Here is a 25,550-nt window from a genome sequence, read left to right as displayed (position 1 = left end):
GGGGCACCTCAGCCGAGGAAGATGCCTAGCACCACCATCATCAGCCCGATCACCGACACGAACAGCGCGCCCATATTGATCGCAATGATCTTTTGCAGCCGTGCGCGCAGTTCCTCGTCGGGCAGGCCCGCGCGTTTGGCGCTCGCCACTTTGACGATGCAATTGAGGATGCCGAACAGCCCGATCACCGAGACGACGGCCCCTGCCCAGATCAGATTTTCCATTGCGGCCTCCGAAAGTTGCGCGCGCCTGCCTAGCCCGTCGCGGGGGGTATGGCAAGAAAAACGCGGGCGCCTGTGTGATCGCGGGAAATCGCACAGGAAAAATCGGCTTGCGGAACCCGCCGATCCGCGCGCGCCGCCTCTTGATGCGCGCAGACGCTCGGGCTAGTCAGAGCGCCGACCCCCGATCGCAAGCAGGAGAGGCCCATGCCCAACGATGCCGCCTACAATGTCGCCGCCGACGAACTGCGCCAGTTCATCGAACAGTTCGAGAGCCTCGAAGCCGAGAAGAAAGACATCGCCGAGCAGCAGAAGGACATCATGTCCGAGGCCAAGGCCCGCGGTTACGACACCAAGGTGCTGAAGAAGATCGTCGCCCTGCGCAAACGCGACAAGGACGACGTGGCGGAGGAAGAAGCGATTCTCGACCTCTACAAATCCGCGCTGGGGATGGGCTGAGCGCCACCGCGCGCCGGGCGATGGTCCGGCGCGACCCGCCCTGTGCTCAGGGCGCGATGAATTCCACGCCGGGCATTCGCGCGATCGCGGCGACGTCGGCGTCGTATTGCGCGGTGATTTCCTCGACTAGTTCATCGGTCCAGCCCGGCAGCGGCGCCTCGATCTCGAGCGCTTCGGGCTTGGCGTATTTGTCGAGAAACGCCGCCACGATCTTGCGCCGATGCAGCACCGATTTCGGCGGGTTCGTGTCGAAATAGCTCCGCAACCGTTCGATGCCCTCTTCGGGCATGATCTGGCGCAGGACCATCATGTCGCCCTTGAGCGCCTGATCCTCCGGCAGCCCGCCGACAGAGCGCAGCACCTCGGGCCAGATCAGCGGCAGGTCCTCGTTGCACCAGATCACGAAGCGCCGGCCGCCCGCGGCCTCCACCATCTGTCGGATGAGCGGCTCCCAGCGCAGATCGCGCGGGTCGTGGCCTTCCATGATCTGCTCGTAGTTGCGCTTGGGTAGCCGCGCGACCAGTTGCGGGATCAGGCTCGCGGGGTTGATCAGCGCGAGGTGGAACTCGGTCTCCGCGTCGGGAAACAGGTTCGCCAGCGGCGCGAGCTTGCTCGGCGCCATCGCGTAGAACCCGCGCTTGGTGATCACCCGCTCGGGGATGCAGAGGAAGAATGCGTGGCTGAACACCAGCCGGTCGAGGACCGGCGCGTCGGTGCTCGCTTCGATGATCGCGTCCTGCACTTCCTGCGGGGCCGGTCCGCCTTTCAAAGAGACCAGCGCATCGCGCAGAACCATTCGGTAGCTGCGGGGCGCGGGCACGGCGATGCGATGAGATTCGAGAAGCCGATCATTGCTCGAAAGCGCGCCAACGATACGATCTTCATCGGTCGAATGCGCTCCGAGATGGAAAACGACTTTCATTCTGCGCGCCTCAATATCGTCTGCCGGGTCAAGCCCTTATTGTTGGCGCTCACTCTAGCCGCTCCGTTCTGGACAGGCAAACCCGTTTCGGGGTAGGAGGTCGGGACAATTCCGACAAAACTGATCGGGAAAGCCCGTGCCAAAATCCGCCCCATCCCTCCCGGCCCGCCCCATCTCTGCATCGCGCGGGCGCTTGCATCCGGCTGGTGGGCTGTGGTCGCTCGGGGCCGTAGTGATTGCGGTGCTGGTGCTTGCGCCGATCCTGGCCGTTGGATGGATGGCGCTCGATCCGCGCGACAATATCTGGCCGCATCTGATCGCGACCGTGCTGCCGCGCTACCTGATCAACACGGCAGTGCTGACGGGCGGCGTGGGGCTTCTGGCATCCGCCATCGGGGCGGGGGCCGCGTGGCTCGTGGTGATGTATCGCTTCCCGGGGCATCGCATATTGCAATGGTTGCTCCTGCTGCCGCTCGCGATCCCGGCCTATGTCGGAGCCTACGCCCTCACCGATTTCCTCGACTATTCCGGCCCGGTGCAGACCGCCATGCGCGGCGCTTTCGGCTGGGCCTCGGCGCGCGATTACTGGTTTCCCGAAATCCGCTCGCGCGAGGCGGCGGTCGTCGTGCTGTCTGCCGCGCTGTACCCCTATATCTATTTGATCACCCGTGCGGCCCTGCGCGAGCAATCCGGCGCCAGCTACGAGGTCGCCCGCGCGCTCGGCACCGGGCCGTGGGGGCTGGTCTGGCGCGTAGGCCTGCCGCTCGCCCGTCCAGCCATCGCCGCAGGGGCCGCGATCGCCATGATGGAGACGGTGGCGGATTTCGGCGTCGTGGATCATTTCGGCGTGCAGACCCTGACCACGGGCATCTTCTCGACATGGCTTTCGGGCGGCAATGCAGGCGGGGCGGCGCAGCTCGCGCTGGTGATCCTCGGGATCGTGCTCGCGCTCCTTATGGTCGAGAAACTCTCGCGCCGTCGTGTCCAGTATTACCAAAGCGCGCGTCAGGCCCGTCCGGTTCAGGCGCAGCGCCTGAAGGGTGCGGCTGGCTGGGTGGCGACGCTAGCCTGCGTGCTCCCGGTGGCTTTGGGCTTCGTGCTGCCGGTCGCAGTGATGGGCGGGCATGCGCTCGCCAATCCCGAGGCGTGGTTCGGCCGGGGGCTCGGGCTCGCGCTATGGCACACGATCCTGACCGGGGGCGCGGCCGCTGCGATCACTGTGACGCTCGCGCTGTTCATGGTCTATGGGGTGCGCCTCTCGGGGCAGTGCCTGCCGCGTGCCGTGCTGCCGCTGACGACACTCGGCTATGCCGCGCCGGGGGCTGTGCTGGCGGTCGGCATCCTGATGCCGCTCGCCGGTCTCGATCATGCGCTGGCCGACACCGTACTGGCGCTGACCGGCTATGATCCGGGCTTGCTGCTGACGGGCTCGGCCTTCGCGATCATCCTCGCCTATGTCGTGCGATTCTTCGCCATCGCCCAAGGCGCGAGCGACGCCGCCTTCGGCCGCGTGCCGCCCTCGTTGCCGATGGCCGCGCGGTCTCTGGGGCGCACGCCAGGGGGCGTTCTGCGTAGCCTCTACCTGCCCCTGATGCGCGGGTCGGTCGGCTCGGCGCTGCTTCTGGTCTTCGTGGATTGCGTGAAGGAGCTGCCCGCGACGCTGCTGCTGCGCCCGTTCAATTTCGAGACGCTGGCCACGCGCACGCAGGAAAAGGCGAGCCTCGAGAATCTGGGCGATGCCTCCCCCGCCGCGCTTCTGGTCTGCGCGGTGGGCCTTGTCGCCGTCGCGATTCTCGCCCGCGCGGATGCGGCGCGCGCAGATCTTGCGCGTTCCCGCTGAGCGGCGTCTTGCACGAATTTCTCAGCCGCGCTATTGCGGGCCGGTCACGCCGGCGTAGCTCAGTTGGTAGAGCGTCTGATTTGTAATCAGGGGGTCGGGGGTTCGAGTCCCTCCGCCGGCACCACCTCACCGCGCCCGCGGGCGCGAATTGGAGGGCGCGATGGACGGCACCGCTCAGATTTCCGGGGGGCTTCCGGGGCGCATGTTCGATGCGCTCGTGCTGGGAGGCCCGGCGATGTGGGCGATTGCGGCTCTGTCCGTGATCTCGCTCGCGGTGATTATCTGGAAAATCTGGGATTTGCTGGCCGCGGGTGCGTGGTCGGGCGGGGCGCATAGCCAGGCGGCGATCGCGGCCTGGGCGGCAGGCGATCCCGACGGGGCCCAGGCGGCTGTGGCCGGACGGCGATCGTTGCGCGCGCAGCTGGTCCGAGCGGCGATGGCGAGCCTGCGCGATCCGCAGCTCGATCGGGCCGGGGCCGAGGCCGAGACGGGCCGCGTCGCGCGCGATCTGCTGGCACGGGCGCGCTCGGGGCTTCGGGCACTGGAACTGGCCGTGGTGATCGGCCCGCTTCTGGGGCTTCTGGGCACGGTCGCGGGCATGATCGCGGCTTTCCGCGCGCTGCAGGAGGCGGGGGTCCAGGCCGATCCGGCGACGCTGGCGGGGGGCATCTGGGAGGCGCTTCTGACGACGGCGGCGGGCATGGCTGTGGCGATCCCGGCGCAGATCGCTCTGTCGGGGTTCGACGCCGTGGTGGACCGCCTGCGCCACGATATGGAGGACGCCGCGACCCGCATTTTCGCCCGCGCGCCCGCCACGCTCTCCGAGCGGCCACGCGCCGCCGCCGAGTGAGGCGCGCGATGTTCGCTTTCGGTCAGCCGCGCCCGCGCCGTCGTCCGGCCCTGACGCCGATGATCGACGTGGTCTTCCTGCTTCTGGTGTTCTTCATGCTCGCCTCGCGTTTCGGGGTGGAGCGCACATTGGACCTGACCTTGGGCGGCGGCACGGCGGGCGCTGAGTGGTCCGGGCCGCCGCGCCTGGTGGATGTGGGCGAAGGCGGCACGGTCAGTCTGAACGGGCAGAGGGTCGCGCTCTCCGAACTGGCAGGCGCGCTGCAGCCGCTGATGGATCAGCCCTCCGATCCGGTCGTGCTGCGTCCGAAAGAAGGCGATCTGAGCGCGCTGACGCAGGTGATCGAGGCGTTGCGCGGCGCGGGGCTCGGCAATCTGGTGCTGGTGCCATGAGGCTCTTCACCGATCCGCCCCGGCGCAGTCTGCCCGAGCCGCTTTTGCCGATGATCAACGTGGTCTTCCTGCTGCTGATCTTCTTTCTGCTGGCGGCGACGCTGGCGCAGCCGACGCCCTTCGAAGTGACCCCGCCCGAGGCTGCGGGTGAGGGAAAGACCGATCCCGGCGCGCTGGTCCTGTTTGCGAACTCCGAAGGCGAGATCGCCTATGGAGAGGCGCGGGGCGATGCGGCGCTGGCCGCGCTGGGGGCGGCAGCGCGGAACGCGCGAGCGGAGTGCGGCGCCTGCGCCGACGGCCTGACCCTGCGTGCGGACGGGCAGCTTCCCGGCGACGCGCTGGCGCGGCTGATGCCACAGCTGGCGGAGCTTGGCTTCACCGATCTCAAACTCGTGGTGCGGGGCAAATGACCGCGCGGAGGCTCGCTTTCGCAGGTGCGCTCGGCGCGGCGCTCGTGGTCCATGCGGGCGTGCTGTTGGTCTGGGAGCCTGCGCCTGCGGGCGGGGCGCAATCGGCGGGCGACGGGGGCGACGCGCTCGTCTCGCTCGCGCCGTCTTCCCCGTCCATGGCCGCGCGCGTAGCGGAGTGGGAGCGCCCGCCAGAGGTCGAAACGGAGGTCGCGGCGACGCAGCCTGAGGCTCCGACTGCGCCCAATGCGCCGAAGGCTCCGACCGAGCCAATCGAACTCGCCCCACAAGTCGCCGCGCCTACGATGACCGCGCCGCCTGCGCCCGATGCGGCGTTGCCCGAACAGGCCGATCCCGCGCCGCTAGACACTCCGCGACCGAAGGCTAAACCGACGCCGCCTGCGCCGAAGCCAGCGCAGCCGAAAGCGCCCGCGAAGCAACAGGCCTCGCAACCCGCCCCGGCACAGCCCAAGCAGCAGGCGAAGGGGCAGGGCGACAGAGGGGCCGCAGGCGACCGCCGCACGGCCCCCGCGGCGACGCTGTCGGCTGGGCAGATCCGCTCGCTGATGGGATCGTGGGGCGGAGACATTCGCGCCCGGATCGAGCGTGCCAAGCAAACGCCCAGCGGGGCAGGTGCGGGTCGCGTTATCGTAGCGCTGAATATAGCGCGCGACGGGCGGCTCATCGGCGCGTCGGTTGCGCAAAGCTCGGGCAATACGACGCTCGACCGGGCGGCGCTCGAGGCGGTGCGGCGCGCGGGCCGCTTCCCCGCAGCGCCGCAAGGCTTGGGCAAACCGAGCTACAGCTTCTCCTTGCCGATGGCCTTCCGCTGAGCGCGGCTTGCACCCGTGCGCGCCGCGAGGCAGGGTAGCGCCAACCAAGGAGCGAGCATGCCGATCAAGAACCGTTTTGCCGAGATGCACGCGGAAGCCACCGCATGGCGGCACGATTTTCACCGCAATCCCGAACTGCTTTACGATCTGCCGCGGACATCGGGCCGCGTGGCCGACCTACTGCGGGAATTTGGCTGCGATGAGGTGGTCGAGGGGATTGGGCGCTCTGGCGTCGTCGGCGTGATCGAAGGGCAGGGCGCGCGCCAGGGCGGGCTGCGCTGCGTTGGGCTGCGCGCCGATATGGATGCGCTGCCGATCCGCGAGAAGACCGGGGCCGAGCATGCCTCAGAGGTCGAGGGCAAGATGCATGCCTGCGGCCATGACGGGCACACGTCGACCCTGCTCGCTGCGGCGAAATACCTCTGCGAGACACGAAATTTCGCGGGGCGTGCGGTGGTGATCTTCCAGCCCGCCGAGGAGGGCGGGGCCGGGGCCAAGGCGATGATCGAGGACGGCCTGATGGAGCGCTTCGGCATCGAGGAGGTCTACGCGCTGCACAACATGCCGGGGATGGAACCGGGCAGTTTCGGCATCCGGCCAGATGCGATGATGGCGGCGGCGGATTTCTTCGACATCGTGGTGACCGGCAAGGGCGGCCATGCGGCGAAACCGCAGGAGGTGATAGATCCGGTGCCGATCTCCGCACATCTGATCCTCGCGTTGCAAAGCATCGTGTCGCGCGCGACCGATCCGCTGGAGGAGATCGTACTTTCGGTCACGACGCTGGAGACCGACTCGAAGGCGCTCAACGTGATCGGCAATTCGGTGAGCCTCGGCGGGACGGTGCGCACGATGAGCGCCGAGACCCGCGATCTGGCCGAGCGTCGCCTGCGCGAGATCGCGCAGGGCGTGGCTGCGACCCATGAGGCGACGGCAGAGGTCGACTACCGGCGCGGCTATCCGGTCACGCGCAACGACCCGGCGGCGGCCGAGGTCGCAGCAAAGGTGGCCGAGGCCGTGGCAGGCGCCTGCGACCGCAATGTCGATCCGATGATGGGGGCGGAGGATTTCGCCTATATGCTCGAGGTGCGCCCCGGGGCCTACGGCTTCATCGGCAACGGCCCCAGCGCGCCCCTTCATCACGCAGAATACGACTTCAACGACGCGATCCTTCCGGCTGGCGCAAGCTGGTTCGTCGGCATGATCGAGGCGCGGCTGCCTGCCGAGTGAGCGTCAGCGCATGACCATAACCGCGCATTTTGCATGGCGCACGACGCGCGAGGCGGTCGAGCCGATCAGGTAGTCGCCAAAGCCCGGACGGTGCGACGCGATCACGATGCAATCCGCCCCGATATGCTCGGCGTAGCTCAGGATTTCATGGCCAGGCTGGCCCTCGACGATCGCCCAGTCACCATTGTCGAACTCCGCTGCGCGCGTGGCGAGGTCGCGTTCCAGCGTCTTGCGCAGTTCCTCGGCATAGCCCTCCGGCATGTAATTGATCGCATAGGCGGGGACGTCTTCCATCACGTGCAGCAGGGTGACGCGCGCCCCGTCGCCAGCCAGCGCTCGCGCGACATTGAGCGCGGCGTCGGGGTTGTGATCTTCGTCGAAGGCGACGGGCACGAGAATGTTGGAATACATTGGTTTGGCTCCCTTTCTTTGTAGGGAGCCTGCCAGAAGGAGTGCCGTCGCGCATTGATTTGAGTCACGCCGGAGTTGGCCCCCGACACCAAATTCCCGTGAGTTGACCGAGACCTGCGCTGCGTGTGCGACGAACGTAGGCCGCTAACTGTCAACCGCCGGTATGGCTCATGTGGCGCGACATCTGGCCCGAGACGGTCTGGCGCGAATAGTCGAAATCATGGCCCTTGGGCTTGCGCGAGATTGCCTCGCGGATCGCCGCTTCCAGCGCCGCGTCGTCTTCGCTTGCCCGCAGGGGCGCGCGCAGATCGGCGTTGTCCTCCTGGCCGAGGCACATGAACAGCTCGCCCGTGCAGGTCACCCGCACACGGTTGCAGTTCTCACAGAAGTTATGCGTCAGCGGCGTGATGAAGCCGATCTTCTGGCCGCTTTCTTCCAGCCGGACGTAGCGCGCAGGCCCGCCGGTCGATTCCGCCAGATCGGTCAGGGTGAAGCGTTCGGCCATCGCCTTGCGCACATCTGACAGCGGCCAGTATTGATCGAGCCGCAGGTCTTCACCCATCTCGCCCATCGGCATCACTTCGATGAAGGTCAGGTCGAAGCCTTCCGCCGCGCACCAGTCGACGAGGGTGAACAGCTCGTCCTCGTTGAAGCCCTTCAGCGCGACGGTGTTGATCTTGACCTTGAGGCCCGCGCGTTTCGCGGCTTCCAGCCCCTTCAGAACCTGTTCGAGCCGCCCCCAGCGGGTGATCTTCGCGAATTTGTCGGCATCCAGCGTGTCGAGCGAGACGTTGATCCGCTTCATCCCCAAAGCCGCGAGATCATCGGCGAATTTCGCAAGCTGCGAGCCATTGGTGGTCAGCGTAAGCTCGCGCAAGTCGCCAGTGTCGAGATGGCGCGCGATCGAGCGGAAGAAGGTCATGATGTCACGCCGTACCAGCGGCTCGCCCCCGGTGATGCGCAGCTTCTTCACGCCGAGGCGGATGAAGGTAGAGCAGAGCCGGTCCAGTTCCTCGAGGGTCAGCAGTTCCTTTTTCGGCAGGAACTGCATGTGTTCGGCCATGCAATAGGTGCAGCGAAAATCGCAGCGATCGGTGACCGAGACCCGCAAATAGTCGATCGGGCGGGCGAAGGGGTCGATGAGGGGCGTGTTTTCCATGCTGCGGAAGGTAAGGCGCGTGACGGGGGGCGGCAAGGGCCGTCGCGCGGATCGAAGCGGATCGGTCGCCGGACAGGCGATTGTGCGAGGGGGTGACACCGGGCGCGGACTGGGCATAGGCTCGGTGAGATTTCAAGGAGATTTCGAATGCGCAAACCCCTCGCTCGCCCGATCCTCGCGCTCGTATTGATGATGCCGATTGCGGGCTGCGCCACGCTGGGGCTCAACGGTCCCAACATAGCCGCCCCGAATTCTGCGACAGCGCGCGGCCCCGCCGCCGCGCCGGATGCGGCCCCGATCCCGAAGCCCAGTGCGAAGACCGCCGATTCCCTCGACACCACCACGGCGGAACAGCGTGCCGAGGCTGCGAAGAAACCCGTGGGCGGCGAAACCAAGCTCGGCACAACCATCGCGAGCCTTGGCGATCCCGCCGATCCGGGCTTCTGGGTAAAGACCGGGCTGGTGAAAAGCGAGACCCCCGGCCGGATCGAGGACCCGAAGACCGGGAAGTCGGCGAAGGTCACGCTGATCCCGTCGGGCAAGGCGGCAGGCTCTGGCTCGGAAGTGTCGCTGCCTGCGCTGCGTCTGCTCGAGGTGCCGCTGACCGATCTGCCCGAACTCACCGTGTACAAGCTCTGAGCTGTTCGCGATGAACCCTCTGCGCGAGATCGATATCCCTCCGCTCTGGCTCGTACTGTTCGCGGCGCTGGTCTGGGCGCTGGGGCAGGTCGTGCCGATGCCTTTTCGATATGACCGCGCGCTCGGGCTGATCGCGATCGCGCTCGGGCTCGCGTTGATGCTGGTCGCGGTGGGTCAGATGCTGCTCCGCCGCACCACCTTCATTCCGCGCCGTGACCCGTCCGAGCTTGTGACCTCCGGCGTCTTCGCGCTGTCGCGCAACCCGATCTATCTGGGTGATGCGCTGGTGCTGGCCGGGCTTGCGCTGATCTGGCACGCGCCTTTGGGGCTTCCGCTGGTGCCAGTTTTCATGTGGTTCATCACACGGCGCTACATTCTTGGCGAAGAAGCAAGGATCGCGGCGCATTTCGGCGAAACCTACACCGCCTATCGTGCCCGGACCCGTCGCTGGCTCTGATCGGGCCGCGGCAAAGTGCTGCGGGCGCAAAAAAATCTGATGTTGCCGCAATCGCGCAGCAGCTGAAAAGGCGCGCCACAACACACTGATCTAAATAAATAAATTACCCCGAATTTCGGTATTCAATGGTATACACGAACCGGTGAGTGGCGCTGTGAGCGATTAAGAAGGTTTTACGAGCCATAGCTGCTTGTGAAACATTATTGCGCGATGCTAAGGAGTACGTCGCAAGATTCCGGGTGCGCAGGCCAGCGGCTAAACGCACCGCTATCCAAGGGGGAGTTAGAGTGAAAATCGGAGCTCCAAAGGAGATTTTCGAGGGCGAGGCGCGGGTCGCCATGACGCCCGACTCGGCTTTGCAGCTGCAAAAGCTGGGCCATGAGTGCTTCATCGAGACCGGAGCAGGCGTCCGTGCCGGCTTCACAGACGAGGCTTACGAGGCCGCGAATGTGACCGTCGTCAAAACCGCCGCCGCGCTGTTCAAGGACGTGGATTTCGTCATCAAGGTTCGGCCGCCGAGCGATACGGAGGTCAAGCGCCTCAAGCCCGGCCAGACCCTGATCTCGTTCTTCTACCCGGCCCAGAACGAAGAGCTTCTGAAAGCCGCCGAGAAGACCGGTGCGAACGTGATCGCGATGGACATGGTCCCGCGGATTTCGCGCGCGCAGAAGATGGATGCGCTGTCCTCCATGGCCAATATCGCAGGCTACCGTGCGGTGCTCGAGGCAGGCAACAATTTCGGCCGCTTCTTCACCGGTCAGGTGACGGCGGCAGGTAAGGTTCCGCCGGCGAAAGTGCTCGTTGTTGGTGCCGGTGTGGCCGGTCTTGCCGCGATCGGGGCTTCGACCTCGCTGGGTGCGATCACCTATGCGTTCGACGTGCGTCCCGAAGTGGCCGAGCAGATCGAGTCGATGGGCGCGGAATTCGTCTATCTCGATTTCGAGGAAAGCCAGACCGACGGCGCGGAGACGGGCGGCTACGCCAAGCCTTCCAGTCCGGAATTCCGCGAAGCGCAGCTCGCGAAATTCCGCGAACTGGCGCCCGATATCGACATCGTCATCACCACCGCGCTGATCCCGGGCCGCGATGCGCCCGTGCTATGGACCAAGGACATGGTCGAGGCGATGAAGCCGGGCTCGGTGATCGTCGACCTCGCCGCCGAGCGTGGCGGCAACTGCGAACTGACCGTGCCGGACCAGAAGATCGTGAGCGACAATGGCGTGACCATCGTCGGCTACACCGATTTCCCGAGCCGCATGGCGACGCAGAGCTCGACGCTCTACGCGACCAATATCCGTCACATGATGACGGATCTGACGCCCGAGAAGGACGGTGTCGTCGTCCATGACATGGAAGACGACGTGATCCGCGGCGCGACCGTGGCCTATCAGGGCGAGATCACCTTCCCGCCGCCGAAACCCAAGGTGGCCGCGATTGCGGCGCAGAAGCCGAAGGAAAAGGCCAAGGAGCTGACGCCGGAGGAAAAGCGCGCCAATGAGGTCGCTGCGTTCAAGAAGCAGACCCGCAATCAGGTGACGCTGCTCGCCGTGGGCGCGATCGTGCTTCTGGGCGTGGGCCTCGTCGCACCGGCCAGCTTCATGCAGCACTTCATCGTCTTCGTGCTCAGCTGTTTCGTGGGCTTCCAGGTGATCTGGAACGTCTCGCACTCGCTGCACACGCCACTGATGGCTGTGACCAACGCGATCTCGTCGATCATCATCCTCGGCGCACTGTTGCAGATCGGTTCGGGCTCGTGGCTCGTGATCGTGCTCGCAGCGCTGTCGGTGTTCATGGCCGGGATCAACATCTTCGGTGGCTTCATGGTCACGCGGCGCATGCTCGCCATGTTCCAGAAGTCGTAAGAGGGGGAGAGCGTAATGGAAAACGGATTCTCGACCGCCGCCTATGTCGTCGCGGCAGTTCTCTTCATCCTCTCGCTGGGCGGCCTTTCGGGGCAGGAAAGCGCGAAACGGGCGGTGTGGTATGGCATCGTCGGCATGGGCCTTGCGGTTCTGGCGACGCTGATCGGCCCCGGCTCGGGTCTGTGGCTTCTCTCGGTCATCCTGATCGCGGCTGGTGGCATCATCGGCTGGTTCGTGGCGAACCGGGTGCAGATGACGGAAATGCCGCAGCTGGTTGCCGCGATGCACTCGCTGGTCGGTCTTGCCGCCGTCTTCGTGGGCTATAACGCCTATATCGAGATGGCGCGCGTCGGCGCGATGGGCGTGGAAGAGCAGCACGCGCTGAAGGGCTTCGCCGCTCTGATCGCGCACAAGTCGCCGGTCGAACTATCGATCCTGCGCGTCGAACTGTTCCTCGGCGTGTTCATCGGGGCCGTGACCTTCACCGGGTCTGTGGTCGCGTTCGGCAAGCTCGCGGGCAAGGTGACCTCGAAGGCCACCAAGCTGCCGGGCGGGCATATCCTCAATGCGACCGCCGCGATCCTCTCGGTGATCCTGCTGATCGCGTTCATCAACGGGGCAGGGGCCTGGGCGCTGATCCTGATGACCCTTCTGGCGTTCTTCATCGGCTACCACCTGATCATGGGCATCGGCGGCGCCGATATGCCGGTCGTGGTGTCGATGCTGAACTCCTATTCGGGCTGGGCCGCGGCGGCGATCGGCTTCTCGCTGGGCAACGATCTTCTGATCGTGGTCGGCGCGCTGGTCGGCTCCTCGGGTGCGATCCTGTCCTACATCATGTGCAAGGCGATGAACCGCTCGTTCATCAGCGTTATCCTCGGCGGCTTCGGCGGCACCTCCGGTCCCGCGATGGAAGTCGAGGGCGAGCAGATCGCGATCGACGCCGACGGCGTGGCCTCCGCTCTGCGCGACGCGGACAGCGTGATCATCGTGCCGGGCTACGGCATGGCGGTGGCGCAGGCTCAGCAGGCGGTGTCGGAACTGACCCGCAAGCTGCGCAGCCAGGGCAAGGAAGTCCGCTTCGCGATCCACCCGGTCGCGGGCCGTCTGCCGGGCCACATGAACGTGCTGCTGGCCGAGGCGAAAGTGCCTTACGACATCGTTCTGGAAATGGACGAGATCAACGAGGACTTCCCCGATACCGACGTGGTGATCGTCATCGGCTCGAACGACATCGTGAACCCCGCCGCACAGGAAGATCCGAACTCGCCGATCGCTGGCATGCCGGTTCTGGAGGTCTGGAGGGCCAAGCAGGTCTTCGTCTCGAAGCGCGGTCAGGGTACCGGTTATTCGGGCATCGAGAACCCGCTGTTCTACAAGGAGAACACCCGGATGTTCTATGGCGACGCCAAGGACTCGGTGAACCAGCTGCTGCCGCTGATCGACTGATCTGCGGGGCAGGGAAATGGGAAACGGTCGGTCGCTGGACCGGCCGTTTTCGTTTGGGGTGACTGGCTCGGGGCGTCCAGCCCCGGGCCGCGCCCGACCCTCCCCCCCCGGGAGGGCGCATTGGCGGTGGCATCGCGGGCATGGAAGTCGTGCGGGCTTGCGAGATAAACCGCCTAGCCACATGCGTTGCAACGCGCCCACCCGAGGCTCGGGCGCGTCCCTCTGTCGCTAAATAGAAAACCGAAGGCCCTACGTCCCCGCGGCCTCACCGGCCAGCTTGCGGATACGCTCCACCATTGCGCGCAACCCGTTCGAGCGCTGCGCCGATAGGTGGTCGTTGAGGCCCAGACGGCCCAGCTCGGCGGGAGCGTCGACCTCCAGCACCTCTTCGGCGGTCAGCCCCGAATAGAGCGCATGCAGGATCGCGATGAGGCCCTGCACGATCATCGCATCGCTCTCGCCCTGAAAGTCGAACACCGCATTCGGGCCGGTCCCCTCGATCCGGGGCAGCAGCCAGACCTGGCTCGCACAGCCCTCCACCTTGGTCGCAGGCACCTTCACCGCATCGTCGAGGGGCGGCAATTCGCGGCCCAGCTCGATCACGTGACGGTAGCGGTCCTCCCAGTCGTCGAGAAATTCGAAGGTCTCGGCAATCTCTTCAAAGGCTTCGCGCGCCATGGTCACTCGCTCCTTGGGACAGGGAATTGTCTCTTGGGTAACGGGTTCGCGCCCGAGGGTCCAGACGCGGCTTTTCAAAAGCGCCGCAATGGGCTACCACGAAATCGGGTCCAGACCCGGGACAGTATCGGAGCCATCATGAACAAAGCCCTGATCGCGGCACTTGCCCTGACGCTCACCACCGCAGGCTGCGGCACCATCCGTGACAGCAAGCTCAACCCGTTCAACTGGTTCGGGCGCGACACGGCCGCGCCGGTGCAGACACTCGCCCCGCGGGGCGGCTACCCCGTGAAGGTCGGCAAGCCGAACCAGCAGCAGGTCGCGCAGGTCTCCTCGCTCTCGGTCGAGAAGATCCCTTCGGGTGCGATCATCACCGCGATGGGGCTGCCGCCGACACAAGGCTACTGGGACACCGATCTGGTTCCGTTGAACAGCGGCGCACCGGATGAGAACGGCACGGTGACCTATGTCTTCATGGTCTCGCCGCCGCCCGCCGACAGCCCCGATGCGCGCCGCGTGATGAACCCGCAATCGCGCGAGGTCTCGGCGGCAGCGTTTCTCAACAATTACAAGCTGCAGGGCGTGCGGAAGATCGTGGTGCAGGGTGTGTCCAACGCGCGGTCCGTGGCACGCTGATCGTCACTTCAGTTGATTTAGATGAGGCTCGGGAGAACCCGGGCCTTTCTCTTGTCGCCTTGTCCGGATCAGCCGCTTCAGCGGCCCGGGCAGCTTGCGACCGCCCCCTTGGACGGGCGCTTTGGTGGTTTCAACGCGCGCATTGAATGCTTCCGAAACTTTCGAAGACTACCAAAGAAGTGGGCGCCCACCCGGCGTTCAGGTGCAGCGCCTCCGGTGCCCCTTAAACGTCGACCAGCTTTACCGCGCCGCTATCGGCGGTCAGGGCCACTTCGCCTTTGGCCAGACGCAGCGCGTCATGCCCGAAGACCTCGGCGCGCCAGCCCTGCAGGGCGGCCACGTCGCGCTTGCCAGCGGCGATGCGGTCGAGATCGGACGAGGTCGCGATCAGCTTCGCGGCGACGCCCGCCTGCTGCGATTTCGCCTTCAGCAGCACCCGCAGAAGATCGCCAAGCGCGGTGTCGACTTGCAGTTGTTGGGTCTGATTGTCGGGGCGGGGCAGCTTCTCGTTGGGCATCTCCAGCCCTTCGCGCACCGCCGTAAGGATGCCCTCGGCGATCTCGCCCTTGCGGGCCTCGCGCAGCAACAACCGCGACTTGCCCAACTCGTCGATCGATGTCGGCTTGGTCGAGGCCAGCTCCAGCAGCGCGTCATCCTTGAAGATACGGCTCCGCGGGATGTTGCGGTTCTGGGCGTAACCTTCACGGAACTGTGCCAGCTCGCGCACGATGGCGAGGAAACGGCCCGAATTGGTCCGCGTCTTCACGCGCTTCCACGCCTCTGCGGGGCGGTTGATATAGGTCTCGGGGTTCAGCAGAACCGCCTCTTCCTCTTCGACCCAGGCATCGCGTCCCGTTTTCTTCAGCTGTTCGTCGAGGAATTCGTAGATCACGCGCAGATGGGTGACATCGGCGATCGCGTATTTCTTCTGTGCCTCGGTCAGCGGACGGCGCGACCAGTCGGTGAAGCGCGAGGATTTGTCGAGCGACTGCTTGGCGATCTTGCGCACCAGCGTCTCGTAACCCACCTGCTCGCCAAAGCCGCAGACCATCGCGGCGATTTGCGTGTCGAACAGCGGATCGGGAAAGACCTGCGCGTCGGTGTAGAAAATCTCCAGATCCTGCCGGGCTGCGTGGAAGACCTTCACGGTCTCCTTGTGGCGGAAAAGATCGTAGAGCGGCTCGAGCGAGAGGTCGTCGGACAGCGGATCGACCAAAACGGCCTCGCCTTCGGTCTCGCCATGATCGGGGAGCGCCATCTGCACGAGGCAAAGCTTGGACCAGTAGGTCCGCTCGCGCAAAAATTCGGTGTCGACGGTGACGTAGGGCTCTTGCTTGGCCTTTTCGCAGAAGGCCGCGAGGGCCTCGGTCGTGGTGATGGTCTGCATATCGCGCTTTCAATTCGGTGCGGGCTCATCCCGCGCAGGTGCAAATTCCCTAGACCTTCATAGGACAAAAGGGAAGGGTCGGGCGCGTCGCGGCCCTGATAGCGTGGCAGAAGCGCAAGTTTCAGTGCTGCAGAAGGAACGCGGCCCAGGTCAGCCCGTAGAGGATGGGCTGGTGGATCAGATAGATCGGCAGGGTGTGGCGCCCCGCGAACAGCGCGACTTTCATCACCCCGCGGGTCTCCTCGGGCCGGTAGCGCGCGGCCCGTTTCCAATAGCCCAGACGGTCGAGCAGTTTCGCAACCCCCATCCCGACAAGGAACGGCCCGATCCACGGGAAGACCGGCTCGAAATCCATCGACGGGCGCCAGTGGGTCGAGAGACCCAGCCACCAGAGCCACGGCTGGTTGAACAACTCGAAGGCGTAGTTCAGATGCACCCAGACCGCGATCACGCCAAGCGCCGCGAGCAGGATCCACGGTAGGAACAGCAGCGCCGCGCCGATGAGCGAGCTGACCGCGATGGAATGAAGGATGCCGTAATAGATGAAATATTCCGGCATCATCACGTAGGTCGCCACGCTCACCAGCGCCGCCGCAACCACCACCTTTCCCAGCCGCCGCCAGAACGGGGCCGCACGGAAACCGTGGCGATGGGCGAGGACGAGGCTGACGCCGGCCATGAAGATGAACGTACTGGCAACGACACGCGCGAAATCGAGAAAGGCCGGATGGAAGACCGTGCCGCGCGGCACGAAGCCGAAATTCTCGAGATCGTATGTCAGGTGGAAGATCGCCATCCCGATCAGTGCTATGGCCCGGATCAGGTCTGGGGCGATCATGCGCCCGCGCGGGGCCGTATCCGGGGTCGATTCCATGTGCTTGTCATGCGCGAAGCGGCGGCTGCTCGCAAGCGGGTGCGGCGCATTTCGGCGTGAGCGTGCTTACCGGGAAACGCTTGGGACGCGTTCAGAGATAGACTGGGGTGCGGTCGCCCTCGGCGAAGCGACGCAGCACGGCCGGGTAGAGGCGATGTTCCTGCACCAGCACGCGGGCCGCGAGGTCGTCGGGGGTGTCGCCTGCCTCGATCGGAACGCGCGCCTGGCCGAGGATCGGCCCCTCGTCGAGCACCGGCGTCACCTCGTGCACCGTACAGCCCGCCACCGCATCGCCTGCCTCGATCGCGCGCTTATGGGTGTGCAGGCCGGGATATTTCGGCAAAAGCGAGGGGTGGATGTTCAGCATCCGACCCTCGAACCGCGCCACGAATTCCGGCGTCAGCACCCGCATGAAGCCCGCAAGGCAAAGCACATCGGGTTTCGCGGCGAGGATCGGCTTCAGCAGCTCGGCCTCGAAACCGGCGCGGTCCTTGCCATAGGGGCGGTGGTCGATGGCGGCGGTCGGCACGCCCATCCGCGCGGCCTTCTCCAGCCCCCCGGCTTTCGCATCGTTCGACGCGACCAGCACCGGGCGGGCAGGGTGGTCCTCTGCCATGCTCTCGACCAGACGGACCATGTTCGAGCCGCCGCCCGAGATCAGGATCGCGACACGGATCACAGCAGTGCGCCCTCGTAGGCGATGCCCTGTTCGGAGGTGACGGTGCCGATGCGGGTGACGGTTTCGCCTTCACTCGCCAGCAGGGTGGCGATCTCGTCGGCCTTGTCAGCTGCGACGACGACGATCATGCCGATGCCGCAATTGAAGGTCTTGAGCAGCTCACGCTCTTCCATCGAAGCGGTTTCGGCCAGCCAGCGGAACACGCCGGGCAGTTCCCAGGCATTGAGGTCGATCGTGGCGCCCATGCCCTCGGGCAGAACGCGGGGCAGGTTCTCGGTCAGACCGCCGCCGGTGATATGGGCGAGCGCATGAACGCCACCTGCGCGCACCGCGGCCAGGCATTGTTTGACGTAGAGGCGGGTTGGCGCCAGCAGTGCCTCGCCAAGCGAGCCCTCACCGAAGGGGCTGGCAGCGTCCCAGCCAAGGCCGGATATCTCGACCACCTTGCGTACGAAGGAATAGCCGTTGGAATGCACGCCGTTCGAGCCGAGGCCCAGAAGCACGTCACCCTCGGCCACGCCTGCGGGCAGGTCCGAGCCGCGTTCCATCGCGCCGACCGCGAAGCCCGCGAGGTCGAAATCGCCCTTGGAATACATGCCCGGCATTTCCGCCGTCTCACCGCCGATCAGCGCGCAACCCGATTGTGCGCAGCCTTCCGCGATGCCTTCGATGATGCGCGCAGCCTGATCGATCTCGAGCTTGCCGGTCGCGAAATAATCCAGGAAGAACAAAGGCTCGGCGCCTTGGCAGACCAGATCGTTGACGCACATCGCCACGAGGTCGATGCCGATCGTGTCGACATTTCCGGTGTCGATCGCGATGCGCAGCTTGGTGCCCACGCCATCGGTCGCGCCGACGAGGATCGGATCGTTGTAGCCCGCCGCCTTCAGGTCGAAGAGCGCCCCGAAGCCGCCCAGACCCGACATCGTGCCCGAGCGCTGCGTGCGCTTGGCCGCGGGTTTGATCCGGTCCACCAACGCATTGCCCGCGTCGATATCGACGCCCGCATCGGCATAGGTCAGGCCCTGTGTTTTCTCGGTCATCGCGGCGCACTCCGGCAAGTAAACTCTTGGCCGAAGCCCTAGCGTAACCGCACGCCCCCCGCAACGTCGAAGGGGCGGGGTGTTCGCGCTTTCTTGACGCCCGCGCGTCGTCTCACTAGAGGAAGATGCAATGGTGGGCCTGTAGCTCAATTGGTTAGAGCAGGGCGCTCATAACGCCTTGGTTGCGGGTTCAAGTCCTGCCGGGCCTACCAGTTTTCTCCCGAAGTTTCCGCGCCTTCACGGCCAGTGGCCGTGACTCTCCCTATACGTGTCGGCCTGCCCGGAAAGCCCTTGTTTCGCCCAATTTGCGCCCCGAGGCGTTCACGAACCCGCGCCAAATGAGGGCCGTGTCAGCGTACCAGTAACTATGAAAATCGAGCAGCCACGTCATAGGCCCCGATAGTTTTTGCACAGTCTTCGAGGGTTGGAGACCGGTCCCGCTTGGGCCCGGTTGACGGAAAACAAGGTAAAGCAGCGGCGACATGGCCACGACGTTCAACTGGATATATCTCGGGCAGGTTGTTGATCAAAATGGGACGCCCTTTGACCTCGATCCCGACGAGTCGAACTGGAAGGTCGAAAACTCGCGTGTCCTTGAAGGGATGACGATTGGGGATTCGACCGATCCTCTTTTCAGCAATATCACCGAAGCGACGCTAATAGATAACGGCGGGGCGTCCGGCGCTCTCGATACCCGAAACGCAACCTCGAACGATACGATCCGCACGGATATCGGTAACGGCGTGTCGAATTTCACCTTCGACAGCCTCGTCATCTACGAAACGACCCTCACCTATACGGACGGCACGACCGCGAGAGTCCAGTCGGTCCTCGTTCAGACCAACTCGGGCCACCTGTTCCTCGCACCCGAGATGTCCAACGATGCGACCACGGCGGCCTACGAGGCCAAGCCGATCCAGTCCATGGCCATAGGGCGCGTGATCAGCGACGACGGCGCGAACCTCGCGCAGGATCGCTACGTCACCGGCTTCGACGACGGCTATGTCGACGGCACCTCTGGGGCGGATCGGATCGACGTGAACTATGTCGAGCCGATCGCGAATGGCTCAGACCGCGTGGACAATAACGATGCGGGCCTCGCGGGCAGCAGCGGCAATGACGACTACATTCGCGCCTATGGCGGCAACGATACCGTGCTGGCCGGCCTCGGCAACGACACGGTCGATGGCGGCACGGGCGACGATTTGATCGACGGCGGGTCGGGCAACGACTCGCTGATCGGGGGCGCCGGCAATGACACGCTCCTCGGCGGTAGCGGAAACGACACGCTCACCGGGAACGACGGCAACGATTCCCTCGATGGCGGCGCGAATAACGACTGGCTCGACGGTGGTATCGGGAACGATACGCTGATTGGCGGGACGGGTAACGACCGACTGATCGGCGGCGCTGGCAGCGACTCGCTCGAGGGCGGAGCGGGGGCCGATACGCTCGAGGGCGGTACCGGGAATGACACGCTGCATGGCGGCGCGGGCGGCGACGTCCTGTCTGGCGGAACCGGCATGGACTATGTCGACTATTCCGACTCCGCGAGCGCTGTGAACATCAACCTCGGCGCCGGGACCGCTACGGGGGGCGATGCGACGGGCGACACGCTCAGCGGCGTCGACGGGATCTACGGCTCGGCGGGAAACGATACGCTGATCGGCTTCGACGGCGCCTCCTCGGACCCGACGGATGGCTACACCAACGTCTTCTATGGCAACGGCGGGGACGACTATATCGACGGCGCGGGCGCGGATGACATCCTCTACGGCGGCACCGGTAACGACACCATGCTGGGCGGGTCGGGCAATGACTCGCTCGATGGCGACGCAGGCAATGACAGCCTCACCGGCGGCACCGGCAATGACACGCTGTCCGGTGGCGACGGGAACGACGTCTTGCAAGGCGGCGTCGGCAGCGACCAACTCCACGGCGGAGCGGGCAACGATACGCTCTCGGGCGGTGGCGGCGACACCCTCGTCGGCGGCGCGGATGCCGACAGGTTCATCGATCTCATTCCCGGCGACACGATCGACGGCTCGGAGACGGGCGATGATTTCGACATCATCGACCTCAGCGACTGGGGTTGGAACAATGTCGCCGTGCATCGCGACGCGACGAACCCGGAGAACGGCACGATCGATTTCTTCGACGGCAATGGCGCGGTCGTCGGCACGGTCAGTTTCTCGAATATCGAAAAGGTCATCCCCTGCTTCACCCCGGGCACGCTGATCGCGACACATAGCGGTCCCCGCCCGGTCGAAAGCCTGCAGGTCGGTGATCGCATCCTGACTCGCGACAGCGGCTTCCAGCCCATCCGCTGGATCGGCATCCGCGCACTCAGCACTGCGGAACTGCTGGCCAAGCCGGAATTCCGCTCCATCAAGATCGCACCGGGCGCGCTGGGCGCGAACCAGCCCGAGCGCGAGATGCGCGTCTCGCCGCAGCACCGCATCCTGCTGACCGGGCCGCGCGCGCAGCTGATCGCAGGCGAGCCGGAGGTGCTGGCCGCGGCGCGCCATCTCGTCGGGCTGCCGGGGATCGAGATCGACGAAGAGGCCGAGGCGGTTACCTATATCCACGTGATGTTCGACAATCACGAGATCGTCTTCTCCGACGGACTCTGGACAGAAAGTTTTCAACCGGGGCAGGCGACGATGCAGGATATGGACCGCGCACAGCGGGACGAACTACTCGCGCTGTTCCCGGAATTGAGCTGTGGAACCGAAAGCTACCTCGCCGCGCGCCCCAGCTTGAAGCGCCACGAAGCCCGGATCATCGCGGCCGCCTGACTTGGCGCGCCCTTGCGTTTGCCCGCTCTGGATCGCTACAGGGTTGTTGACCCGTGGATCAATAAAAGGAGCGCGCCGCAATGTCTGACCTCGAAACCTCCCCCAAGGACGACAGCAGGCCGCGCCCGAACATCCTGATCCTGATGGTCGATCAGCTCAACGGGACGCTATTTCCCGATGGTCCGGCGGAATGGCTGCATACGCCCCACCTGCGCAAGCTGGCGGAACGTTCGGTGCGGTTCGAGAACGCCTATACCGGCTCGCCGCTCTGCGCGCCTGGACGCGCGGCCTTCATGTCGGGCCAGCTTCCCTCGCGCAACGGCGTCTATGACAACGCGGCCGAGTTCCGCTCGGACATTCCCACCTATGCCCACCACCTGCGCCGCGCGGGCTACCAGACCTGCCTCTCGGGCAAGATGCATTTCGTGGGCCCCGATCAGCTGCACGGCTTCGAGGAGCGACTGACCACGGATATCTACCCTGCCGATTTCGGCTGGACGCCGGATTACCGCAAGCCTGGCGAGCGGATCGACTGGTGGTATCACAACATGGGCTCGGTCACCGGGGCAGGGGTGGCCGAGATTTCTAACCAGATGGAATATGACGACAACGTCGCCCATGAGGCGAAGATGAAGCTCTACGATCTGGCGCGGGGTAACGACGCGCGGCCGTGGATGCTGACCGTCAGCTTCACCCATCCGCACGACCCTTACGTCGCGCGGAGGAAATACTGGGACCTCTACGAGGATTGCGCGCATCTCGAACCCGAGGTCGGGACGATCCCCTACGAGGAGCAGGACAACCATTCGAAGCGGATCTTCGACGCGAATGACTGGCGCGAGTTCGACATCACGACCGAGGATATCCGCCGGTCGCGCCGCGCCTATTTCGCGAACCTGTCCTATCTCGACGACAAGATCGGCGAGCTGCTGCAGGTGCTCGAAGACACGCGCCAGGAGGCCACGATCCTCTTCGTCTCCGATCACGGCGATATGCTGGGCGCGCGGGGGCTGTGGTTCAAGATGAGCTTCTACGAGGGCTCGGCCCGCGTGCCGCTGATGATCTCCGCGCCGGGCCTGGAGCCCGGGCTTATCTCCGATCCGGTCTCGACGATCGACGTCACGCCGACGCTCTGCGATCTGGCTGGCATCTCGATGGACGAGATCGCGCCCTGGATCGACGGGCAGACCCTGCTGCCGCAAGCCCGCCGCGAACCCCGGAAAGAGGCGGTGGCGATGGAATACGCGGCCGAAGCGTCCTACGCGCCGCTCGTGAGCCTGCGCAAGGGACGCTACAAGCTGAATCTGTGCAATCTCGATCCCGATCAGCTTTTCGATGTCGAGGCCGATCCGCATGAGTTGACCAACCTCGCGGGCGACCCTGCCCATGCCGAGGCCTATGCCGCGCTGAAAGCCGAGGCGGCTCAGCGCTGGGATCTGGATCGCTTCGACGCAGAGGTCCGGGCAAGTCAGGCCCGCCGCTGGGTCGTCTACGAGGCGCTCAGTCAGGGCGGCCAGTACCCGTGGGACTATCAACCGCTGAAAAAAGCCTCCGAGGCCTATATGCGCAATCACATGAACCTCAACGTTCTGGAAGAAAACAAGCGCTTCCCGCGCGGCGAATAAGGTATCGAGTGACCCCCGGGGCGGCTCGGTCCCGGGGCGCGGCGCTGCACCTCACCGCGCCGTGACAGCCTTTCCGGAACGCGGCGCCGCCCTAACCTGTTGCCCAACCGAATAGGCAATCAGGAGATCGACCATGAGCGTTCCGACCCTTACCCTCAACGACGGCATCAAGATCCCGCAACTTGGCCTCGGCGTCTGGAAGATGGAGGATGCCGAGACACCGCGCATCATCCGTAATGCGCTGGATGCGGGCTATCGCCACATCGACACCGCCGCGGCCTATGGCAACGAGGCGGGCGTGGGCCGTGGTGTCGCGGACAGCGACGTCGCACGAGAAGACATCTTCGTGACCTCAAAGCTCTGGAATGACCGGCAGGGTTATGACGAAACCAAGCGCGCCTTCGACGAGACGTTGGACAAGCTGGGCTTCGACTATCTCGATCTCTACCTGATCCACTGGCCGATGCCCGCCAAGGACAAATATGTCGAGACGTGGCGGGCCATGATCGAGTTGCGCGACGCCGGCCGCATCCGCGCGATCGGCGTGTCGAACTTCCTGCCCGACCATCTCGAGCGGCTGATCGAGGAGACCGGCGAGGCACCCGCGATCAACCAGATCGAGCTGCATCCACGCTTCCAGCAGGCCGACCAGCGCGCGGCGCATGAAAAGCTCGGCATTACCACCGAATGCTGGTCGCCGCTGGGTCAGGGCGAGGCGCTCGCGAACCCGATCCTCACCGAGATCGCCGCCCGCCACGGCGTCTCCGCCGCACAAGTCACCTTGCGTTGGCAGATCCAGCTGGGCCTCGTGACGATCCCCAAATCCGCCAATCACGAGCGGATGCGCGAGAATATCGACGTGTTCGATTTCGAGCTGAGCGAGCATGAGATGGCGCAGATCAAGCAGATCGACACTGCTGCGGGCCGGATCGGGCCGAACCCGGCGACGGCGGACTTCTGAGGGTGACTTAAATGTCACCCTTGCGCTGACCGCGCCGCTCGCGACGGGCCGCGAGAGTTGATCTTCACACGGCACTCACGGTTTAGTGAGTTTGTTTTGTGGAGGAAATCTAAATGCGTAAAGCTTTATTGTTGCTGCCATTTCTTGCCGGATGCGTGCCTGCGACGCCGATCGTGAGCGACTACAACGGGGATAGCGTCACCATCCAGACATCAATGCTTGCCGATCAGGCTGAGGTGAAGGTGAACGCCCAGGCCGAGGCGGACCGTATCTGTGCCAAGAAAGGCAAGAGAGCAGAATACGCCTCGTCGCGCCAAGTCGCGGAATACACCAACGCACACCTGTTTCTCTGTCTCTGAGGCGGTACGACACGAGGGGAGGCATGACGCCTCCCCTCAATGCCCCCCCACACCCTTGCGGATACGCCGGATCATCAGCCAGACCGCGAGGATCACGATCGGCGTCAGCCCTGCCATCATGATCTCTTTCGTCAGTCCGATCTTCTTCGAGAGCGGATAAGCCAGGTAGCCCGCGACCGAGATCGCGTAGTAGCTGATCGCGACCACCGACAGCCCTTCGACCGTGTGCTGCAGGCGCAGCTGCAGGTCCGACCGGCGATCCATGCTTTCCAGCACTTTCTGGTTTTGCGCCGAGCGCTCCACATCGACCCGCGTGCGCAGCAACTCGCCCGCCCGCGCCGCCCGCGTCACCATCTGCTGCAGCCGCGTCTCCGCCGATTTCACCGTGCGCACCGCCGGGTCGTAGCGCCGGGCGATGAACTCGCTGAGTTTCTGGCGCCCCTCGAAGCGGCTTTCGCGCAAGGACTCCACCCGCTCTCGGACGATCGCCTCATAGGCCCCGGTCGCCGAGAACCGGAAGGAATGCGCGACCGCGAGGCTCTCCAGCTCAGCCGAGATTTCCAGCAGGTCGTGCAGCGTTTCTTCTGCGGAGTGCGCGTCGTCGCCCATCCCGTCCACGATTTCGGTCAGCCTCGGGTCGAGCGCATTGAGCCGCTGCGACAGGTCGCGCGCCCGCGCCAATCCGAGCATCGACATCGCCCGGTAGGTCTCCAGCTCGCAGAGCCGCTGCACCGTGCGCCCGATCCGTCCCGGCCCGGTCCCGGGCCGCGCGAAGATAGCGAAGCGCATCTGCCCGTTCGGATCGATCCGGAAATCGCCCGCGACCACCGCAGCCCCGTCGAGCACCCAGGTGCAGACGAGGCTCTCGGTGACGAACCATTGCTCCAGAAGCGGCGCGATGTCGTCGGGATTCTCGGGCAGTTCCTCGATGCGGATCTGCACCGCGGCGATCCGCCCGCCGGGGCCCGCATCGATCCAGCTATCGGGGTAGATCTCGGTCTCCGCCGGGTCGAAGGCGCGCGACGACACGCCTTTGCCGAAAGCGAGATAAGTGGTGAATTCGGTATGGCTCTCCCACTTCACCTCGTGCCGCCCTATCTTGCCGGCGTAATGGGTGATCCCCGCCTGAGGCTGCGCCGCGCCGTTGCGCGTCAGAAGATCGACGAGGTGGTCGTGATCCTTGCTGCGGTCGCGATTGGCGGCGTCGCGCGGCTCCTTGAAGGCGACATAGACCGCGTGGCCCGGGACGCCGAGCTTCGGGTACGGTCGGGCGTGCAATTCGTTCACAAGCGCATAGCGCTGCGGATGGTCGGGCAGATGGGGTTTGGGATCGGCGGTCATCTCATAGGTCTCGCTCACGCGGGTGTGACCTTCTAGCT

The 25,550-nt window shown here is 65.2% G+C and carries 26 protein-coding genes and 2 tRNA genes; 18 read left to right on the top strand and 10 right to left on the bottom strand.

Annotated features, from left to right (window positions below; translation table 11 throughout):
* Positions 1-8 precede the first annotated feature (8 nt).
* Complete coding sequence (locus B6V75_RS05415) at positions 9-224, bottom strand: hypothetical protein (RefSeq protein WP_088718958.1); 216 nt, start codon at positions 222-224, stop codon at positions 9-11.
* A gap of 204 nt (positions 225-428) precedes the next feature.
* On the opposite strand from B6V75_RS05415, the gene B6V75_RS05410 reads away from it, so the two are divergent.
* Positions 429-680 carry a DUF2312 domain-containing protein gene (locus B6V75_RS05410; RefSeq protein ID WP_075774391.1) on the top strand — a complete coding sequence of 84 codons (252 nt, stop codon included), beginning with the start codon at positions 429-431 and terminating at the stop codon, positions 678-680.
* Between the two features lie 46 nt (positions 681-726).
* Here the strand turns inward: B6V75_RS05410 and B6V75_RS05405 are convergent, their stop codons facing one another.
* Complete coding sequence (locus tag B6V75_RS05405; protein ID WP_088718957.1) at positions 727-1,602, bottom strand: hypothetical protein; 876 nt, start codon at positions 1,600-1,602, stop codon at positions 727-729.
* A gap of 277 nt (positions 1,603-1,879) precedes the next feature.
* On the opposite strand from B6V75_RS05405, the gene B6V75_RS05400 reads away from it, so the two are divergent.
* The 7 genes from B6V75_RS05400 to B6V75_RS05370 all read left to right on the top strand — a co-directional run bounded on the left by B6V75_RS05400 (position 1,880) and on the right by B6V75_RS05370 (position 7,154).
* The gene (locus B6V75_RS05400) at positions 1,880-3,442 is read left to right on the top strand and encodes an iron ABC transporter permease (protein ID WP_088719395.1); all 1,563 of its coding nucleotides are present in this window, start codon (positions 1,880-1,882) and stop codon (positions 3,440-3,442) included.
* 48 nt (positions 3,443-3,490) lie between these two features.
* A tRNA-Thr gene (locus B6V75_RS05395) sits at positions 3,491-3,566 on the top strand.
* Positions 3,567-3,602: 36 nt separating this feature from the next.
* Positions 3,603-4,292 carry a MotA/TolQ/ExbB proton channel family protein gene (locus B6V75_RS05390; protein WP_088718956.1) on the top strand — a complete coding sequence of 230 codons (690 nt, stop codon included), beginning with the start codon at positions 3,603-3,605 and terminating at the stop codon, positions 4,290-4,292.
* Between the two features lie 8 nt (positions 4,293-4,300).
* On the top strand, positions 4,301-4,684 hold the full coding sequence (locus B6V75_RS05385) for a biopolymer transporter ExbD (RefSeq protein ID WP_088718955.1): 384 nt from the start codon (positions 4,301-4,303) through the stop codon (positions 4,682-4,684).
* On the top strand, positions 4,681-5,094 hold the full coding sequence (locus tag B6V75_RS05380) for a biopolymer transporter ExbD (protein WP_075774395.1): 414 nt from the start codon (positions 4,681-4,683) through the stop codon (positions 5,092-5,094). Before B6V75_RS05385 ends, B6V75_RS05380 begins: the two co-directional genes overlap by 4 nt.
* Positions 5,091-5,924, top strand: a complete 834-nt coding sequence (locus tag B6V75_RS05375; protein ID WP_088718954.1) for a TonB family protein — start codon at positions 5,091-5,093, stop codon at positions 5,922-5,924. Before B6V75_RS05380 ends, B6V75_RS05375 begins: the two co-directional genes overlap by 4 nt.
* A 57-nt stretch (positions 5,925-5,981) precedes the next feature.
* A complete protein-coding gene (locus B6V75_RS05370; protein WP_088718953.1) occupies positions 5,982-7,154 on the top strand; it encodes a M20 aminoacylase family protein in 1,173 nt (390 codons plus the stop codon).
* Positions 7,155-7,157: 3 nt separating this feature from the next.
* Here the strand turns inward: B6V75_RS05370 and B6V75_RS05365 are convergent, their stop codons facing one another.
* Both B6V75_RS05365 and moaA read right to left on the bottom strand, forming a co-directional pair.
* Entirely contained in the window at positions 7,158-7,565 is a 408-nt protein-coding gene (locus tag B6V75_RS05365; protein WP_075774398.1) for a universal stress protein, read from the bottom strand.
* A gap of 151 nt (positions 7,566-7,716) precedes the next feature.
* A complete protein-coding gene (gene moaA / locus B6V75_RS05360; RefSeq protein WP_088718952.1) occupies positions 7,717-8,724 on the bottom strand; it encodes a GTP 3',8-cyclase MoaA in 1,008 nt (335 codons plus the stop codon).
* 147 nt (positions 8,725-8,871) lie between these two features.
* On the opposite strand from moaA, the gene B6V75_RS05355 reads away from it, so the two are divergent.
* The 4 genes from B6V75_RS05355 (at position 8,872) to B6V75_RS05340 (ending at position 13,131) form a co-directional block, all read left to right on the top strand.
* Complete coding sequence (locus tag B6V75_RS05355) at positions 8,872-9,363, top strand: D-galactarate dehydratase (RefSeq protein ID WP_088718951.1); 492 nt, start codon at positions 8,872-8,874, stop codon at positions 9,361-9,363.
* Positions 9,364-9,373: 10 nt separating this feature from the next.
* Positions 9,374-9,820: an isoprenylcysteine carboxylmethyltransferase family protein gene (locus B6V75_RS05350; RefSeq protein WP_240496905.1), complete on the top strand. Its 447-nt coding sequence runs from the start codon at positions 9,374-9,376 to the stop codon at positions 9,818-9,820.
* 287 nt (positions 9,821-10,107) lie between these two features.
* Positions 10,108-11,682 carry a Re/Si-specific NAD(P)(+) transhydrogenase subunit alpha gene (locus B6V75_RS05345; protein ID WP_075774401.1) on the top strand — a complete coding sequence of 525 codons (1,575 nt, stop codon included), beginning with the start codon at positions 10,108-10,110 and terminating at the stop codon, positions 11,680-11,682.
* Positions 11,683-11,697: 15 nt separating this feature from the next.
* Positions 11,698-13,131 (top strand): NAD(P)(+) transhydrogenase (Re/Si-specific) subunit beta, encoded by a 1,434-nt coding sequence (locus B6V75_RS05340; protein ID WP_088718950.1) that lies wholly within the window; start codon positions 11,698-11,700, stop codon positions 13,129-13,131.
* 249 nt (positions 13,132-13,380) lie between these two features.
* On the opposite strand, the gene B6V75_RS05335 is transcribed toward B6V75_RS05340, so the two are convergent.
* Complete coding sequence (locus B6V75_RS05335) at positions 13,381-13,809, bottom strand: SufE family protein (protein WP_088718949.1); 429 nt, start codon at positions 13,807-13,809, stop codon at positions 13,381-13,383.
* 138 nt (positions 13,810-13,947) lie between these two features.
* Here B6V75_RS05335 and B6V75_RS05330 point away from each other — a divergent pair, with 138 nt between their 5' ends.
* A complete protein-coding gene (locus tag B6V75_RS05330) occupies positions 13,948-14,445 on the top strand; it encodes a hypothetical protein (RefSeq protein ID WP_088718948.1) in 498 nt (165 codons plus the stop codon).
* A 223-nt stretch (positions 14,446-14,668) separates the two neighbouring features.
* Here the strand turns inward: B6V75_RS05330 and rnd are convergent, their stop codons facing one another.
* The 4 genes from rnd to purM all read right to left on the bottom strand — a co-directional run bounded on the left by rnd (position 14,669) and on the right by purM (position 18,428).
* Entirely contained in the window at positions 14,669-15,832 is a 1,164-nt protein-coding gene (gene rnd, locus B6V75_RS05325) for a ribonuclease D (RefSeq protein WP_088718947.1), read from the bottom strand.
* A gap of 121 nt (positions 15,833-15,953) precedes the next feature.
* Positions 15,954-16,706: a heparan-alpha-glucosaminide N-acetyltransferase gene (locus B6V75_RS05320; protein WP_088718946.1), complete on the bottom strand. Its 753-nt coding sequence runs from the start codon at positions 16,704-16,706 to the stop codon at positions 15,954-15,956.
* Between the two features lie 91 nt (positions 16,707-16,797).
* Entirely contained in the window at positions 16,798-17,385 is a 588-nt protein-coding gene (gene purN, locus B6V75_RS05315; RefSeq protein WP_088718945.1) for a phosphoribosylglycinamide formyltransferase, read from the bottom strand.
* A complete protein-coding gene (gene purM / locus B6V75_RS05310; RefSeq protein WP_088718944.1) occupies positions 17,382-18,428 on the bottom strand; it encodes a phosphoribosylformylglycinamidine cyclo-ligase in 1,047 nt (348 codons plus the stop codon). Before purM ends, purN begins: the two co-directional genes overlap by 4 nt.
* A gap of 135 nt (positions 18,429-18,563) precedes the next feature.
* On the opposite strand from purM, the gene B6V75_RS05305 reads away from it, so the two are divergent.
* The 5 genes from B6V75_RS05305 (at position 18,564) to B6V75_RS05285 (ending at position 24,171) form a co-directional block, all read left to right on the top strand.
* Positions 18,564-18,640 (top strand) — tRNA-Ile (locus B6V75_RS05305).
* Between the two features lie 270 nt (positions 18,641-18,910).
* Positions 18,911-21,226 (top strand): Hint domain-containing protein, encoded by a 2,316-nt coding sequence (locus B6V75_RS18910; protein WP_206198466.1) that lies wholly within the window; start codon positions 18,911-18,913, stop codon positions 21,224-21,226.
* A gap of 80 nt (positions 21,227-21,306) precedes the next feature.
* Complete coding sequence (gene betC, locus B6V75_RS05295) at positions 21,307-22,851, top strand: choline-sulfatase (RefSeq protein WP_088718943.1); 1,545 nt, start codon at positions 21,307-21,309, stop codon at positions 22,849-22,851.
* Between the two features lie 133 nt (positions 22,852-22,984).
* Positions 22,985-23,812 carry an aldo/keto reductase gene (locus tag B6V75_RS05290; protein WP_088718942.1) on the top strand — a complete coding sequence of 276 codons (828 nt, stop codon included), beginning with the start codon at positions 22,985-22,987 and terminating at the stop codon, positions 23,810-23,812.
* A gap of 113 nt (positions 23,813-23,925) precedes the next feature.
* On the top strand, positions 23,926-24,171 hold the full coding sequence (locus B6V75_RS05285) for a hypothetical protein (RefSeq protein WP_075774412.1): 246 nt from the start codon (positions 23,926-23,928) through the stop codon (positions 24,169-24,171).
* A 36-nt stretch (positions 24,172-24,207) separates the two neighbouring features.
* Here B6V75_RS05285 and B6V75_RS05280 read toward each other — a convergent pair whose 3' ends face one another.
* Positions 24,208-25,512: a DUF3422 domain-containing protein gene (locus tag B6V75_RS05280; protein WP_088719392.1), complete on the bottom strand. Its 1,305-nt coding sequence runs from the start codon at positions 25,510-25,512 to the stop codon at positions 24,208-24,210.
* Positions 25,513-25,550: the final 38 nt, after the last annotated feature.

The sequence above is a fragment of the Thioclava sp. F1Mire-8 genome, assembly GCF_002213165.1.
Lineage (GTDB): Bacteria > Pseudomonadota > Alphaproteobacteria > Rhodobacterales > Rhodobacteraceae > Thioclava > Thioclava nitratireducens.
This window is presented reverse-complemented; position numbering and strand designations above follow the sequence as displayed.

Coding starts and splice junctions, on each gene's coding strand:
- B6V75_RS05365 (WP_075774398.1), bottom strand. CDS start 7,565: ATGTATTCCAACATTCTCGTGCCCGTCGCCTTCGACGAAGATCACAAC.
- B6V75_RS05350 (WP_240496905.1), top strand. CDS start 9,374: ATGAACCCTCTGCGCGAGATCGATATCCCTCCGCTCTGGCTCGTACTG.
- B6V75_RS05400 (WP_088719395.1), top strand. CDS start 1,880: ATGGCGCTCGATCCGCGCGACAATATCTGGCCGCATCTGATCGCGACC.
- B6V75_RS05290 (WP_088718942.1), top strand. CDS start 22,985: ATGAGCGTTCCGACCCTTACCCTCAACGACGGCATCAAGATCCCGCAA.
- B6V75_RS05320 (WP_088718946.1), bottom strand. CDS start 16,706: ATGGAATCGACCCCGGATACGGCCCCGCGCGGGCGCATGATCGCCCCA.
- B6V75_RS05355 (WP_088718951.1), top strand. CDS start 8,872: ATGCGCAAACCCCTCGCTCGCCCGATCCTCGCGCTCGTATTGATGATG.
- B6V75_RS05335 (WP_088718949.1), bottom strand. CDS start 13,809: ATGGCGCGCGAAGCCTTTGAAGAGATTGCCGAGACCTTCGAATTTCTC.
- B6V75_RS05415 (WP_088718958.1), bottom strand. CDS start 224: ATGGAAAATCTGATCTGGGCAGGGGCCGTCGTCTCGGTGATCGGGCTG.
- B6V75_RS18910 (WP_206198466.1), top strand. CDS start 18,911: ATGGCCACGACGTTCAACTGGATATATCTCGGGCAGGTTGTTGATCAA.
- B6V75_RS05370 (WP_088718953.1), top strand. CDS start 5,982: ATGCCGATCAAGAACCGTTTTGCCGAGATGCACGCGGAAGCCACCGCA.
- B6V75_RS05385 (WP_088718955.1), top strand. CDS start 4,301: ATGTTCGCTTTCGGTCAGCCGCGCCCGCGCCGTCGTCCGGCCCTGACG.
- purM (WP_088718944.1), bottom strand. CDS start 18,428: ATGACCGAGAAAACACAGGGCCTGACCTATGCCGATGCGGGCGTCGAT.
- B6V75_RS05405 (WP_088718957.1), bottom strand. CDS start 1,602: ATGAAAGTCGTTTTCCATCTCGGAGCGCATTCGACCGATGAAGATCGT.
- B6V75_RS05280 (WP_088719392.1), bottom strand. CDS start 25,512: ATGACCGCCGATCCCAAACCCCATCTGCCCGACCATCCGCAGCGCTAT.
- moaA (WP_088718952.1), bottom strand. CDS start 8,724: ATGGAAAACACGCCCCTCATCGACCCCTTCGCCCGCCCGATCGACTAT.
- B6V75_RS05330 (WP_088718948.1), top strand. CDS start 13,948: ATGAACAAAGCCCTGATCGCGGCACTTGCCCTGACGCTCACCACCGCA.
- betC (WP_088718943.1), top strand. CDS start 21,307: ATGTCTGACCTCGAAACCTCCCCCAAGGACGACAGCAGGCCGCGCCCG.
- rnd (WP_088718947.1), bottom strand. CDS start 15,832: ATGCAGACCATCACCACGACCGAGGCCCTCGCGGCCTTCTGCGAAAAG.
- B6V75_RS05380 (WP_075774395.1), top strand. CDS start 4,681: ATGAGGCTCTTCACCGATCCGCCCCGGCGCAGTCTGCCCGAGCCGCTT.
- B6V75_RS05390 (WP_088718956.1), top strand. CDS start 3,603: ATGGACGGCACCGCTCAGATTTCCGGGGGGCTTCCGGGGCGCATGTTC.
- B6V75_RS05410 (WP_075774391.1), top strand. CDS start 429: ATGCCCAACGATGCCGCCTACAATGTCGCCGCCGACGAACTGCGCCAG.
- B6V75_RS05285 (WP_075774412.1), top strand. CDS start 23,926: ATGCGTAAAGCTTTATTGTTGCTGCCATTTCTTGCCGGATGCGTGCCT.
- B6V75_RS05340 (WP_088718950.1), top strand. CDS start 11,698: ATGGAAAACGGATTCTCGACCGCCGCCTATGTCGTCGCGGCAGTTCTC.
- B6V75_RS05375 (WP_088718954.1), top strand. CDS start 5,091: ATGACCGCGCGGAGGCTCGCTTTCGCAGGTGCGCTCGGCGCGGCGCTC.